Genomic DNA, 13,035 nt, shown 5'->3' with positions numbered 1-13,035 from the left:
GGTGTACGGAGCGGATGCGGCGCAGGTCTACGACGAGTGCTACCGGGGCCGGGGCAAGGACTACGCCGCGGAGGCGGCGTCCGTCGTGGAGCTGGCGGGCTCGCGTGGCTCCCTGCTGGACGTGGCCTGCGGAACCGGGGCGCACCTGGCCGAGTTCGCGCGGTTGTGCGCACACGTCCAGGGGCTGGAGCTGTCCGAGGACATGCTCGCGGTCGCACGGGAACGCCTGCCGGGGGTACCGCTGCACCACGGCGACATGCGCGGCTTCGAACTGCCCGGCCGGTTCGACGTCGTCACGTGCCTGTTCAGCTCGATCGGCCACCTGAGCGACGAGGCCGAGCTCTCGGCCGCGCTCACGGCGATGGCCGGGCACCTGGCGCCAGGCGGGACACTCGTGGTGGAGCCGTGGTGGTTCCCGGAGAACTTCCTGCCCGGCTACGTCGCGGCCGACATCGTCAAGGCCGGGCAGCGGACGATCTCGCGCGTCTCGCACTCCACTCTGGACGGACGGTACAGCCGGGTCGAGGTGCACTACGTGGTCGCCGAGCCGTGGGGTATCCGGTCGTTCCTCGACGTCCACCACATCACGCTGTTCGAGCGGGCCCAGTACGAGGCCGCGTTCGCCACGGCGGGCTGCGCGGTGGACTACGTCGAGGGCGGACCGAGCGGGCGGGGGCTGTTCATCGCACGGCGGCGTTGACCGCGTCGACCACGCACGCCACGTGCTTACCGGAGAGGTGCGGCCCGAGCGGCAGGCTGAGCACCTCCGCGGCGAAGCGTTCCGCGACGGGCAGGCGCGTGCGGGCGTGCGGATGTCCGGCGTAGGCGGGTGCGCGGTGCGGCGGCACCGGGTAGTGGATGAGCGTCTCGACGCCGGCCTGCCGCAGCGCGGCCTGTAACCGGTCCCGTTCGGGGTGGCGGACGGCGTAGAGGTGCCACGCCGGCTCGGCCCACGGCGCCACGGACGGCAGGACCAGCCCGGGTGCGCCCGCCAGTCCGTCGGCGTAGGCCTTCGCGACGCCGGCCCTGCGCGCGTTCCAGTCGTCGAGCCGCCGCAGCTTCACCCGCAGCGCCGCCGCCTGCAGCTCATCGAGCCGCGAGTTGGTGCCCTGGATCTCGTGCCGGTACTTGACCTTCGAGCCGTAGTTGCGCAGCAGGCGCAGCCGCTGTGCGAGGTCCGTGTCGCCGGTGGTGACAGCCCCGCCGTCACCGAACGCGCCGAGGTTCTTGCCGGGGTAGAAGGAGAACGCCGCGGTGCCCGAGCCGATCCGCCGCCCCCGGTACCCCGCGCCGTGGGCCTGCGCGGCGTCCTCGAGCACGGTCAGCCCGTGCCTGCGGGCGAGGTCGTGCAGCGCGTCGAGATCCGCCGGGTGGCCGTAGAGGTGCACCGGCACGATCGCGGCCGTGCGCGGCGTGATCGCGGCGGCCACGCTCGCCGGATCGAGGGTGGCCGTGCGCGCGTCCGGCTCCGCGGGCACCGGCGTGGCCCCGGTCGCCGACACCGCGAGCCACGTCGCGATGAACGTGTGCGAGGGCACTACCACCTCGTCGCCCGCGCCGATGCCCAGTGCGCGCAGGGTGAGCTCCAGCGCGGCGAAGCCGCTGCCGACCGTCACGCAGTGCGCGGCGCCGCAGTAGCGCGCGAACTCGGCCTCGAACGCCTCCACCTCGGCGCCCGCCAGGTACCGGCCCGAGCCCAGCACGCCGGTGACGGCGGCGTCGAGCTCGGCACGCAGCTCGGTGTACCCGGCGTGGAGGTCGAGAAACGGCACCGTCACGCGGCGCTCCGCGCGGCCGCGAGGAACTCGTCGTAGTCGCGGAAGTAGTCCGACTCGTCGTAGTGCTCCGACGCGAGCACCAACCCGACCGCGCCCGGCGAGAAGTTGATCAGGTTGCGCCACGTCATCGGGCCGATGAGCAGGCCCCTTCGCGGGTTGTCCAGCAGGTAGCGGGCGCGCCGGAACCCGTCGTCGACGGTGATCTCGAACTGCCCGTGCACCGCGATGACCAGCTGGCGCAGGCACCGGTGGCCGTGCGCGCCCCGCACCGTCGCCACCGGAAGGTCGTAGAGGTAGTAGACGCGTTTGATCTCGAAGTCGATGTCCTTGCCCGTCTCGACGACGGCGAGGCTGCCCCGGGGATCGGCGTGCTCGTCGAGCTCGATGAGCGTACCCGGCGCGACCCGGTCGAGCCCGGTGTCGAGGTGCGACGGCTGCGCTGTCATTGCCGCGACGTTATGCGTCGTTCGTCCGATGTGCCTCAGTCACATGGTGTATCTGTGGGCGCCGGTATCCATCATCGGGCTCAGAGCCAGCCTTCCTCCCACGCCCTGCGCGCGGCGGCGTAGCGCGTCTCGGCGCCCAGCTTCGCCATCGCCGAGGAGAGGTAGTTGCGCACGGTGCCCTGCGCGAGGTGCGTGGCCGCGGCGATGGCCGCGATCGTCTCGCCGTTGTGGCTGTGCCGCAACAGTTCCAGCTCGCGCTCGCTCAGCGGGCACTCCCGCGCCGACAGTGCCGACGCGGCCAGCTCAGGGTCGACGTAGCGGCCTCCGGCGTGCACGTCCCGCAGTATCGCCGAGAGCTTCGGCGCGGGCGTCACCTTCGGCACGAACGCGCGGACGCCGATCGTCAGCGCGCGCTTGAGCACCCCGTGCCGGGCGTGCCGGGTGACCATCACGATCGGCACGTCCGTCTCGCCGCGGATGGCCTCGGCGGCGGCGAGCCCGTCCATGCCCGCCATCTCCAGGTCCAGCACCACGAGATCCGGCTCGTGCTCGCGCACGAGCTCCACCGCCGTGGCGCCGTCACCGGCCTGCGCGACCACCTCGATGTCCGCCTCCAGCTCCAGCAGGCTCGCCAGCGCTCCCCGCACCAGGTCCTCGTCGTCGGCAAGGACGACCCTGATCATCGCGGTCCACCTCCCGGTTCCCTGGCCGTGCCCGCGAGCTCGAACCAGTCCTCGCCGGCCCGCCCGGCCGTCACCGCGCCGCCGACGACGGCGAACCGTTCACGCAGGCCGTGCACGCCGGTGCCCGTACCGTCCGGCTCGCCGAGATGGCGCACGCCGTCGTTGCCGATGCGCACCGTCACCTCCCCGTCCGTCACCTCGATCGCCAGCACGCACCGCTGCGCCCTGCTGTGCCGCAGCACGTTCGTCGTGCCCTCGCGCACGAGCGCGCTGAACGGCTGCTGCAACGGCGGCGCGATCGCGGCGGGGTCGCCCCGGACCTCGACGTCGATACCGGCCGCGCGCATCAGCTCGGCGGCGTTGCCAGCCTCGGTCACCAGCCCGATCTCCCGGTAGCCGTGCGCGAGCTTGCGCGTGTCGGCCAGCGCCGAGCGCGCCAGCTCCGTCAGCTCCGCCGCGTGCCTGCGGGCCGCGTCGTCGTCCTTGCCGACCAGCCGCTCCGCCAACTGGCCTTTGAGGACGATCGCCTGCAGCGAGTGCCCCTGGATGTCGTGCAGGTCCGCGGCGAACCGCAGCCGCTCCCGCGCCGTCGCCAGCTCACCGGCCAGCTCGCGGGCCCGGTCCAGCTCGAGCACCAGCTCCCAGAAGCGGGCCGACGTGACGTCCACCAGCACCAGCCCCAGCACGATGAGCACCGCGGCCACCACGCTGTTCGGCACGAGCACACCGTCGACCCGGCGCCACGAGAGCGCGAGCGCGCCCGTCACCGCCGTCGCCAGCACCAGCCCGCCCGAGAGCCTGCGCCGGTACTCGGGCGGCGCGCTGATCACCCCGGCCCCGCCCACGACCGCGGGCAGCAGCGCCCACAGCGCCGGATTCGAGGTGTACCGCGCGGCGTGCGCCCACGCGACCACCGCGACGCTCGTGGTGAGGATCTGCTCGACCGGGCGGCGCCGCGTGAACTCGACGGCCCGCGCGGCGTAGCCGATGAAACGGGTCCGCTGCACGACGGCGAGCACCACCAGCGCGGTCAGCAGTATGCGGTTGACCGTGCCGAAATCGGCGGTGAACAGGTCGGGCATGACCGCGAGCGGGAACAGCCCGACCAGTGCGAGCGAGAACCAGATGTAGCGGCGCAGCCAGCGCATGCCCGCCGGGTTGGGGGCGGCGACCGGCGGGGCGTCACTCATGGCTACAGGATGCCGTGCGCGGGTGACCGGCGCGCACCACGGGGTGGGCGATGACATTTGTCATGGGTTCTGCCTGCGAATCGGGGAGCCGACCGGTGATCGGCGGCACTGGTGGTGCACGCCCCGCGCTTCCTACCGTGGCAGCGTGCTCACACCAGTGATCGAGGCAGCGGGACTGCGCTGCTCCTACGGTTCGTTCGAGGCCGTGCGCGGGATCGACTTCGAGGTCCGGCGGGGCGAGTTGTTCGCGCTGCTCGGCACCAACGGGGCCGGGAAGACGACGACGCTGGAGACACTGGAGGGCCTGCGCAGACCCACGTCGGGAACGGTGCGCGTGCTGGGCATGGAGCCCTACGCCGAGCGGCGCAGGCTGTCGAGCAGGGTCGGCATGATGCTGCAGGAGAGCGGCTTCGCGGGCGACCTCACCGTCACCGAGACCGTCGCGCTGTGGCAGGACCTCAGCAGCAAACGCTCCGACGCCGACGAGGCCATGCAGCTGCTCGACCTGGCCCACCGCCGCGATGTGCGCGTCAAGCAGCTCTCCGGCGGGGAACGCCGGCGGCTGGACCTGCTGTTGGCCGTACTCGGTAAACCGGAGCTGCTGTTCCTCGACGAGCCGACCACCGGGCTGGACCCGGAGTCGCGCAAGGCGGCCTGGGACGTCATCAGGACCCTGCTCGCCGAGGGCGTGACGATGGTGCTGACCACGCACTACCTGGACGAGGCGGAGAGCCTCGCTCACCGGCTGGCGATCATGCACGAGGGGCGGATCGCCGTCTCGGGCAGCCTCGTGGACGTCCTCGCCGCCGAACGCGCCCGCATCGGCTTCGACCTGCCGAGGGAGACGCCGGTCAGCACGCTGCCGGACTTTGTCGGCGAGCTGGACCGCGACCGGCTCGCTCAGGGGCGAGTGGAGTTGCAGACCACCGACCTCGACCACGACCTGACCGCCGTCGTGCAGTGGCGCAGCGCTCGCCAGGTGCCGCTGCTGCGGTTCCGCGCCCAGCACGCGTCGCTCGACGACGTCTTCCACGGCGTGGTCGACCGCAACCGCGTCGAGCTCGCGGAGCCCTTCGCGCTCACCGAGTCGCACGGAGGAGAGGCCCGATGAACCTCGTCAGCCGTCAACTGCTGGCACTGCTGCGCACCGAGGTGAAACTCGTCGGACGCAACGCGACGGTCGCCGGCACCGCGACACTGTTCCCGGTCGGCATGGCCGTGTTGCTCGTGCTGTTCAGCAGGGACACGCTGGGCGGGCTGGGCTGGGCGCTGCCGGTGGCGATGCAGCTCGCGTTGATGTGCGGGATGACCGTCTACATCACCACCACGCTGACCCTGACGACGCGCCGGGAGGACCTCTATCTGAAGCGGCTGCGCACGAGCGAGTGCTCGGACGCGACGATCCTCGCGGGGCTCAGCTCGCCGCCGTTCCTGCTCGGCCTCGTGCAGTGCCTCGTGGTGGTGGCGATCGTGTGGGCGTTCGGTCCGGCCGCGCCCTCGAACGTGCCGTTGCTGCTGCTGGGAATCCTGCTCGCCGTCGGCATGTGCACCGTGCTCGCGATCGCCACCACGGGCCTCGTGTCCACCACGCAGCAGGCGGACATGGCGGCGATGCCGTTCTTCTTGTTTCTGATCGGGACGGTCATCTGGGCCGCGACCGGCGGGGTGGAGGGGCCGGACGTGGTACAGCTGCTGCTGCCCGGTGGCGCGCTGCTCGACCTCACCCGCCTGGCCTACGACTCCTCGCTCGGCGTCGGCTCGCAGTTCGCGGACGCGGCTCCCGCCGTCGGTGTTCTGGTGGCGTGGACGCTGCTCGGCGCCTTCGCGGCGAAGCGGCTCTTCCGCTGGGAGAAGCGGGTCTGACCGGCCAGGGTCCCGATGCAAAACTCCGTTCCGGCGCGGTCTTGTCCGCGCCGGGGCGGGGGGAGGAGCGTTGGCCTGTCGGTGGCGTCACCGGGACGCCGCCCCCGGACGGCAGGAGGTGCATCGTGTACGCACGGTCCACGACGATCTGGGCGAGGACGGCGTCGGTCGACGACGGGGTGGCGAACATCCGCGACACGGCGATGCCCGCGGTACTGGACATGGACGGCTGCATCGGCCTGTCGATGCTCGTCAACCGGGAGGACGGCCGCTGTATCGTCACGACCGCCTGGCAAACGGCGGAGGCCATGCGCGCCAGCGCCGAGGCGGCCGCCGCGCTCCGTGAGCGCGCCCACGACCTGATGGGCGGCGACATGACGGTCGACGAGTGGGAGATCGCGGTGCTGCACCGCGACCACCGTGCCGGCGACGGTGCCTGCGCGCGGGTCACCTGGCTGCGCGTGGACCCCGGCCAGATCGACCGGATGACCGGCGTCTTCACCGACACCGTCCTGCCCTCGCTCGAGTCGTTCGAGGGGTTCTGCAGCGCGAGCCTGCTGACCGACCGGAGCTCCGGCCGCTGCGTGGGCTCGGTCGCCTACGACAGCGTCGACGCCATGCGGCGCAGCCGCGAACGCGCCGACGAGGTCAGGGCGGGCGTGATCCGAGAGTCGGGCGCGGAGCGCCTCGACGTCTCGGAGTTCGAGCTGGCCATCGCGCACCTGAGGGTGCCCGAGCTGGTGTGAGGCCGGGGCAGGGTGCGTGCCACGCTGCTCAGCCGGTGGCGTGACCGGCTTGCTGGCAGAGCGGCGCCGGCGGCACACCACCGGGTTCGACGGCAATGCCGTGGGGCGCGGGCCGGTCGATCAGTTCCACGAACGCGGACACCGCCTCGGTCGCCGCCCCGAGCAGGCACGCGGTTCCCGGTGCGCTCTCCTTCGAGGCGGTGACCGCGGACGGCGGCGGGGTGCGCTCGGCGCGCTCACGGAAGCGGAGCCCGTCGAGAGCCGTCTCCCACGCGGAATCCCCGATGTCGGCCGGGCCGGCGCGACCTGGCCCGTCGAGACCGGGGCGCTGGAGCGATCGTCAACCAATGACGGTCACCCGGGGAGGACTCGCTCGAGGACGTAGGTCCCGCTGCTGACGGTCAGTGCGCTCCCGTCCGGCTCCGCAGCGAGGACCCCGTCGGCGCCCCCGGCCGGACGGCCGTCCTCGAACACGGCACCGGTGCCCGGCAGACACACGGTCGCGGTCACTCCGGGCGGCACCGTCAACGCCAACCGAATACGGTCATCCGTGCGCTGCCACCCGCAGCGGACCGTGCCGCGCACCGAGCGGTACTCGGCCTCGGCCCACCGCAGCGGTCCCGGCCGGGGAGCGATCCGCAGCCGCGCGTACCCGGGCTCGGCCGCGGCAAGGCCGGCAACGCCCTCGACGAGCCAGGCGCCGACCGAGCCGAGCGAGTAGTGGTTGAGCGAGTTCATCCGCGCCGAGGCGAACCCGTCCTCGTCGGTCCAGCCGTTCCAGCGTTCCCAGATGGTGGTGGCGCCGCGGTCGATCGTGTAGCCCCACGAGGGGTAGCCGCGCTGGGTCAGCAGCCGGTGGGCGACGTCGGCGTGCCCGGTGTCCGCGAGCACGGGGCACAGCAGGGCGACGCCGAGAAAACCGGTGGTGAGGTGCCAGCCGTGGCGCTCGACGTTGGCGACGAGGTGCGCCACGCAACGCTCACGCAGGTGACCTGGCACGAGATCCATGCCGAGCGCCAGCGCGTAGCCGGTCTGGGTGTCGCCGGTGACCTTTCCCTCGGCGTCCAGATGATCGGCGCGGAACGCCTCGACCAGGCGGGTCCGCAGCTCGGCGTAGTCGGCCGCCTCCTCGGCGAGCCCGAGCACCCCCGCGATCTCGGCCATCAGCCGCGCGTCGTGGGCCCAGTACGCCGCCGCCACCAGCTCGCGGGAGGTCTCCTCCCCAGCCGAGAGCCAGTCCCCGTAGTCGTTGTGCCTGCGGTGCCGCCAGCGCAGATCCGGGTTGGTGCGCCGCAGGAACGTGAGGTAGCGGTGCATCGCCGTCCAGTGCTCACGCAGGATCGCGGTGTCGCCGTAGGTGCGGTACAGCAGCCACGGCAGGATCACTCCCGCGTCGGCCCAGGCCGGGGCGCCGTCGCGGGTGGTGGGCACCTTGGGCGCCACGTCCGCGTACACGCCCTCCTCGGACTGGGCGTCGGCGACGTCGGCGAGCCACCGGGTGAAGAACGCCGAGGTGTCCATGATCAGCGCCGCGGTGGGCGCGAACACCTGCGCGTCGGCGAGCCAGCCCATCCGCTCGTCGCGCTGCGGGCAGTCGGTGGGCAGCCCCACGACGTTGCCGCGCAGGCCCCAGACGATGTTGCTCCACAACCGGTTCACCAGCTCGTCCGAGCAGCGGAACCGGCCCGCCGACGGCATGTCGGTGTGCAGCACCCGGGCCACCACGTCCGTGGTGGACAGCTCGGGCGGTCCGGTGATCTCGGCGTAGCGGAAACCGTGGACGGTAAACCGTGGCTCGTAGGTCTCCTCCGGTCTGCCCGCGGCGACGTAGACGTCCTCGGCGTCGGCGGTGCGCAGGTTCTCCCGGTACAGCTCGCCGCCGGTGTCGAGCGCTTCGGCGTGCCGCAGCCGCACCACGGTGCCCTCGGCCGCGCGGACCCGCAGGCGCAGGCGGCCGACGAGGTTCTGTCCGAAGTCGACGATGTGCCTGCCGTCGGCGAGCCGCTCGCACCGCAGCGCGGGCAGCTCCTCGACGACGCGCACCGGCTCGCCGCGGTCGGCCACCATGGGCACGCCGTCGTGCGGCTCGACGAGCACCGGCCGCCAGTCCTCACAGGCGGGACCGGGCGCCGACCAGCCGGGCCGCTCCAGGCGGGCGTCGTAGGACTCGCCGCGCAACAGGTCCGCCCCGCGCACGGGCCCGTACGCGCTGCGCCACCGCTCGTCGGTGCCGATGACGGTGCGCTCGCCGTCGGCGCCGACGACGTGCAGTTCGCAGCGCAGCCACGGCCTGCGGCCGTAGAGGTTGCCCGGCCTGCGGGGGTCGCTGCCGACGAAACCCGAGAACCAGCCGTCGGCGAGCGTCGCGCCGAGCACGTTCGCGCCCGGCTTCAGCAGCGCGGTGACGTCGACGGCGTGATACGGCTGGCGCTTCGTGTAGTCGGTCCAGCCGGGCACCAGCTCGGCGTCGTCCACGGCGGCCCCGTTCAGCTCCACCACGGCGAGGCCGCGCGCCGTCACGTACAGGGTTGCCGAGCGCGGTCGACCGTCGACGGCGAACTCCCGGCGGAGCAGGGGAGCGGGTGGCATACCACGCCGGTTGGTGGGCCCGTAGCGGAACGCCGGGTCGACAACACCGGGGTCGTGGCGCCGGTCGTGGGCGATCCACGGCGCGGACCACGTGATGCCGGTCCGCCACGAGGCGGGCGTGCTCCAGGGGCCGGGGATGCCGTACTCGTCGTGCACCCGCACCGTCCAGTGGTACGTGCCGCCCGGTGTGAGCGGCGGGCCCCCGTAGGGCACCTCGATGTGGTCGGCGGACGGGACCGTGCCCGAGTCCCACACGGTGCCGCGCTCGGCGGCGAGGTCCGCGGGATCGGTGGAGACGAGGACCCGGTACGCGCTCTGCGCCCGCCCCCGGCCCTCGGCGCGCAGTGCCCAGCGCAGCCGCGGTGCGGGAGTGTCCACACAGGGCACTCCGGCGAGGTGCTCGCAGCGGAGGTCGACGGCGTGCAGCGGGGTCACGCGGCCTCACCCATGAGGCCCTTGATCCGGCGCGCCGCCAGGAAGAGGATCACGCCCGCGAGCACGAGCAACAGGCCCTGCGACGCGAAGTACACCGGCGGGCTCAGCACGTTCTGCAGCTTCACGACCTGGCCCTGGATCGCGCCGCCGGTGGCCGTGGAGAGGTACCACAGGCCGATGGTCTGCGTGGCGAACCGCGCGGGCGCGAGCTTGCTCGACGCGCTCAGGCCGACCGGTCCGAGGTGGGTCTCAGCGACGCCCTGCAGGAAGAAGAACCCGACGATCCACCAGACGAGCGCCTTGTCGCCGTCGGTCGCCGTGGTCGCGGCGAGGCCGAGCAGCAGGAAGGACGCGCCGATGAAGGTCAGGCTGATACCGAACTTCGCCGGCGTTTTCGGCTGGCGGCGACCCATCTTTGCCCAGATGAGCACGAACGCGCTGCCGAGCGTGATCATGAACGCGGCGTGCGCGGACTGGAAGAAGCCGACCGGAACCTCCCAGCCGAACATCGTGCGATCGGTGCTGTCCTTGATGAACAGGCTGACCGTGGAGCCCGCCTGGTCGTAGACGAGCCAGAACAGGGCCGCGGCGACGAAGAACCAGACGAACGCCCACAGCCGGGACTTCTCCGCCGCCGTCACCTCGGGCGTGCGGAACATCGCGGCGAAGTACACGACCGGCACGACGAGCCCGACGATGCTCATGATGTTGATCAGCTGGCCCAGGCTGAACCAGCCGAGCAGGATGTCGATCGCGAGCAGCGCCGCGGCGGCCCCGCCCCAGAGCAGCGCCTTGCGGCCGACCTTGCGCCGTTCCTCGGGCGTGGCCGGCTGCGGTGCGGTGGCGCCGACGTCGCCGAACTTCTTGCGGCCGACGGTATAGACGGCGAGACCGAGCAGCATCCCGATCCCGGCGGCGGCGAAGGCGACGTGCCAGTTGAACGCCACGGCGAGGGCACCGGTGACGAACGGCGCGGTGAAGCCGCCGATCTGGATGGACAGGTAGTAGAGCGTGAAGCCGGGGTCCCGGCGCGGGTCGTCCGGCGCGTAGAGGCCGCCGAGAATGGTCGGCACGCTGGCCTTGAGCGTGCCGGTGCCGATGGCGATCAGCACGAGCGCGGCGTAGGAGGTGGGCACCGCCGGGATGGTGAGCACCAGATGGCCCGCCGCGATCGTGCAGCCGCCGACGAACACGGCCTTCTGGGAGCCCCAGAGCCGGTCGGCGATCCAGCCGCCGGGCAGTGACAGCATGTAGACCATCGAGTTGTACACGGCGTAGAGGCTGGCCGCGGTGACCGCGCCGAGCCCGAGCCCGCCCTCCGCGATGGGCGCGGCCATGAACAGCACGAGGATCGCCCGCATCCCGGCGAAGCTGAACCGCTCCCACAGTTCGGTGAAGAAGAGCGTGCCGAACCCAGGGGGCTGGCGAAGCTGGGCAGCGGTGGATCCCCCTGCCGCTGGGGCGGCGTTGACCTGCACGGTTCCTCCATTGCAACGACGTGCGCATTCTGCGCGTCCGGTGAGCCCGGGCCTGACGAGGCTGGAAAGCACTATGACCCGTTTACGGTTAACCGTCAACGGTTGATGTTGACGGTTAACCGAGCGGGGCCTAGAGTTGCCCGTGGCCGCCGGTCGCGGCAGCCTGTCCTGACACCGAACTCTGTGGGGGAACGACACGATGTTGGTCAGCCCGGTCCGCCACTCGCCGCTGGGGGAACAGCTGCTCGATCAGCTCAGGGCGCTCATCGTTCGCGGAGAGCTGGCGGCGGGAACGCACCTGGTCGAAGGCTGGGTCGCCGAGAACTTCGGCGTGAGCCGCGGCCCGGTCCGCGATGCGCTGCGCCAGCTCGAGCTGGAGGGGCTCGTGGAGACCCGGCGGCGCGGCGTGTTCGTGCGCGGACTCACCGACACCGACCTCGTCGAGCTGTACTCCCTGCGCGGCGCACTGGAAGGGCTCGCCATCCGGACCGTGCGCGCCAACAGGTCCACAGTGGACTGGTCGGTCGTCGACGACGTGCTCGCCAGGATGCGCGAACACGCCGAGCAGGGCGATCCGGCCCGGTTCGCCGCCGCCGACCTCGATTTCCACAGCGCGTTCTTCGAGCTCGCGGGCAACCGCAGGCTCGCGGCCACGTGGGCGATGCACCGGCCGATCTTCGCCGCCATGCTCGACGTCACCAACACCCGCGACCGCGACCTGCGTCCGATCGCCGACGATCACGCGGAGCTGGCCGGCACCGTCAAGGACGGCACCGAGCGGGACGCGCTCGCGCAGCTCACCGAGCACCTCGACGGCTCACGCGACCGCATGCGCGCCTCCCTGGCCGAGCTCGCCGAGCGCCCGGCGTCCTGACCCCACCCGCGCCCCGCGACACACCGCGCGACCCACACAGAGAGCAGCAGATGCCGGAGTCTTCCTTTCCGCGCGCCGAGATCCTGGCCGCGGTTCCCACCTTGTTCGACGAGCGGGGCGAACTGGACCTCGCGGCCAACATCCGGCTGTACCGAGCACTCGGCGACCGTGTCGACGGCCTGTTCGTCGCGGGCACGACCGGTGAGTTCCCCGCGCTCGACCACGGCGAGCGGATCGCGCTCGCCCGCGCGGCCGTCGACACGGCCGGTGCGAACCGGGTGGTGTTCCACGTCGGCGCGGCGAGCACCCGCGACTCGGTGCGCCTCACCGAGGACGCCCTCGCGCTCGGCGTACGGCGGCTCGCCGCCCTGACGCCCTACTACCTGCCGGTGGACCTCGGCGCCGTGGAACGGCATTTCGCCGCCATCACCACGGCGGCCGGGGACGCGCATGTCTACGGTTACCTGTTTCCCGAACGCACCGGAGTCGTCGTCGAACCGGCCGACTACGCGCGGTTGAGCGAGACCACCGGGCTCGCCGGAGCAAAGCTCAGCGGCGCCGCCGCGGACCGCTTCTCCGACTTCCGCCGGGCGCTGCCCGAGCACGTCCGCCTGTGGTCGGGCGCCGACACCGCTCTCGCAGGCGTCGTGCGCGCGGGCGGGACCGGGATCGTCTCCGGGCTCTCGGCGGCCTTCGCCGAACCGTTCGCCGCGCTCGCCGACGCCGTCGCCGACGGTGACGCGGACGCCGAACGCGCCGCGCAGGCCCGGGCCGACGCCGTACTGGCCGCCCTCGGCGGCTCCCCCGAAGGCATCAAGAACGCCCTGCGCCAGCAGGAGATCGGCGCGGACACCATGCGCATGCCCGCACCGCTGACCGGACCCGGCACCGACGCCGCCATCGCCCGCCTCGTCGCCGCCGAGCGGCCCTGAGCCCGACAGCCTGAGGAGCAC

At 72.4% G+C, this 13,035-nt stretch carries 12 protein-coding genes; 6 read left to right on the top strand and 6 right to left on the bottom strand.

All coding sequences use genetic code 11. The features are described from left to right. The first annotated feature begins 1 nt into the window (after nt 1). Entirely contained in the window at nt 2–700 is a 699-nt protein-coding gene (locus BA062_RS13090) for a class I SAM-dependent methyltransferase (RefSeq protein ID WP_110336316.1), read from the top strand. Here BA062_RS13090 and BA062_RS13085 read toward each other — a convergent pair. The 4 genes from BA062_RS13085 to BA062_RS13070 all read right to left on the bottom strand — a co-directional run bounded on the left by BA062_RS13085 (nt 681) and on the right by BA062_RS13070 (nt 4,097). After that, nucleotides 681–1,778 (bottom strand): DegT/DnrJ/EryC1/StrS family aminotransferase, encoded by a 1,098-nt coding sequence (locus tag BA062_RS13085; RefSeq protein ID WP_110336315.1) that lies wholly within the window; start codon nt 1,776–1,778, stop codon nt 681–683. The genes BA062_RS13090 and BA062_RS13085 overlap by 20 nt on opposite strands. Next, nucleotides 1,775–2,224: a sugar 3,4-ketoisomerase gene (locus BA062_RS13080; RefSeq protein WP_110336314.1), complete on the bottom strand. Its 450-nt coding sequence runs from the start codon at nt 2,222–2,224 to the stop codon at nt 1,775–1,777. Before BA062_RS13080 ends, BA062_RS13085 begins: the two co-directional genes overlap by 4 nt. 80 nt (nt 2,225–2,304) lie before the next feature. Next, nucleotides 2,305–2,907, bottom strand: coding sequence for a response regulator transcription factor (locus tag BA062_RS13075; protein WP_110336313.1), 603 nt, complete (start codon nt 2,905–2,907; stop codon nt 2,305–2,307). Continuing rightward, entirely contained in the window at nt 2,904–4,097 is a 1,194-nt protein-coding gene (locus tag BA062_RS13070) for a sensor histidine kinase (protein WP_168213936.1), read from the bottom strand. The genes BA062_RS13075 and BA062_RS13070 overlap by 4 nt, the downstream gene beginning before the upstream one ends. 145 nt (nt 4,098–4,242) lie before the next feature. Between BA062_RS13070 and BA062_RS13065 the strand changes: the two genes are divergently transcribed. The 3 genes from BA062_RS13065 to BA062_RS13055 all read left to right on the top strand — a co-directional run bounded on the left by BA062_RS13065 (nt 4,243) and on the right by BA062_RS13055 (nt 6,706). Further along, complete coding sequence (locus BA062_RS13065) at nt 4,243–5,208, top strand: ABC transporter ATP-binding protein (protein WP_168213935.1); 966 nt, start codon at nt 4,243–4,245, stop codon at nt 5,206–5,208. Continuing rightward, entirely contained in the window at nt 5,205–5,960 is a 756-nt protein-coding gene (locus BA062_RS13060; protein ID WP_110336311.1) for an ABC transporter permease, read from the top strand. Before BA062_RS13065 ends, BA062_RS13060 begins: the two co-directional genes overlap by 4 nt. Before the next feature lie 125 nt (nt 5,961–6,085). Then, nucleotides 6,086–6,706 carry an antibiotic biosynthesis monooxygenase gene (locus BA062_RS13055; RefSeq protein WP_110336310.1) on the top strand — a complete coding sequence of 207 codons (621 nt, stop codon included), beginning with the start codon at nt 6,086–6,088 and terminating at the stop codon, nt 6,704–6,706. Nucleotides 6,707–7,060: 354 nt separating this feature from the next. Here BA062_RS13055 and BA062_RS13050 read toward each other — a convergent pair whose 3' ends face one another. Continuing rightward, nucleotides 7,061–9,730 (bottom strand): alpha-L-rhamnosidase, encoded by a 2,670-nt coding sequence (locus tag BA062_RS13050; RefSeq protein WP_110336309.1) that lies wholly within the window; start codon nt 9,728–9,730, stop codon nt 7,061–7,063. Then, a complete protein-coding gene (locus BA062_RS13045; RefSeq protein WP_168213934.1) occupies nt 9,727–11,208 on the bottom strand; it encodes a peptide MFS transporter in 1,482 nt (493 codons plus the stop codon). Before BA062_RS13045 ends, BA062_RS13050 begins: the two co-directional genes overlap by 4 nt. 199 nt (nt 11,209–11,407) lie before the next feature. Between BA062_RS13045 and BA062_RS13040 the strand changes: the two genes are divergently transcribed. Both BA062_RS13040 and BA062_RS13035 read left to right on the top strand, forming a co-directional pair. Next, nucleotides 11,408–12,082: a GntR family transcriptional regulator gene (locus BA062_RS13040; protein WP_110336307.1), complete on the top strand. Its 675-nt coding sequence runs from the start codon at nt 11,408–11,410 to the stop codon at nt 12,080–12,082. Nucleotides 12,083–12,132: 50 nt separating this feature from the next. After that, complete coding sequence (locus BA062_RS13035; RefSeq protein WP_110336306.1) at nt 12,133–13,014, top strand: dihydrodipicolinate synthase family protein; 882 nt, start codon at nt 12,133–12,135, stop codon at nt 13,012–13,014. Nucleotides 13,015–13,035 lie beyond the last annotated feature (21 nt).

The sequence above is a fragment of the Prauserella flavalba genome (assembly GCF_003202235.1).
GTDB lineage: Bacteria > Actinomycetota > Actinomycetes > Mycobacteriales > Pseudonocardiaceae > Prauserella_A > Prauserella_A flavalba.
This window is presented reverse-complemented; position numbering and strand designations above follow the sequence as displayed.

Bases quoted from the DNA above. Each gene is read 5' to 3' on its own strand.
- BA062_RS13080 (WP_110336314.1), bottom strand. From the start codon at position 2,224: ATGACAGCGCAGCCGTCGCACCTCGACACCGGGCTCGACCGGGTCGCG.
- BA062_RS13075 (WP_110336313.1), bottom strand. From the start codon at position 2,907: ATGATCAGGGTCGTCCTTGCCGACGACGAGGACCTGGTGCGGGGAGCG.
- BA062_RS13070 (WP_168213936.1), bottom strand. From the start codon at position 4,097: ATGAGTGACGCCCCGCCGGTCGCCGCCCCCAACCCGGCGGGCATGCGC.
- BA062_RS13060 (WP_110336311.1), top strand. From the start codon at position 5,205: ATGAACCTCGTCAGCCGTCAACTGCTGGCACTGCTGCGCACCGAGGTG.
- BA062_RS13040 (WP_110336307.1), top strand. From the start codon at position 11,408: ATGTTGGTCAGCCCGGTCCGCCACTCGCCGCTGGGGGAACAGCTGCTC.
- BA062_RS13035 (WP_110336306.1), top strand. From the start codon at position 12,133: ATGCCGGAGTCTTCCTTTCCGCGCGCCGAGATCCTGGCCGCGGTTCCC.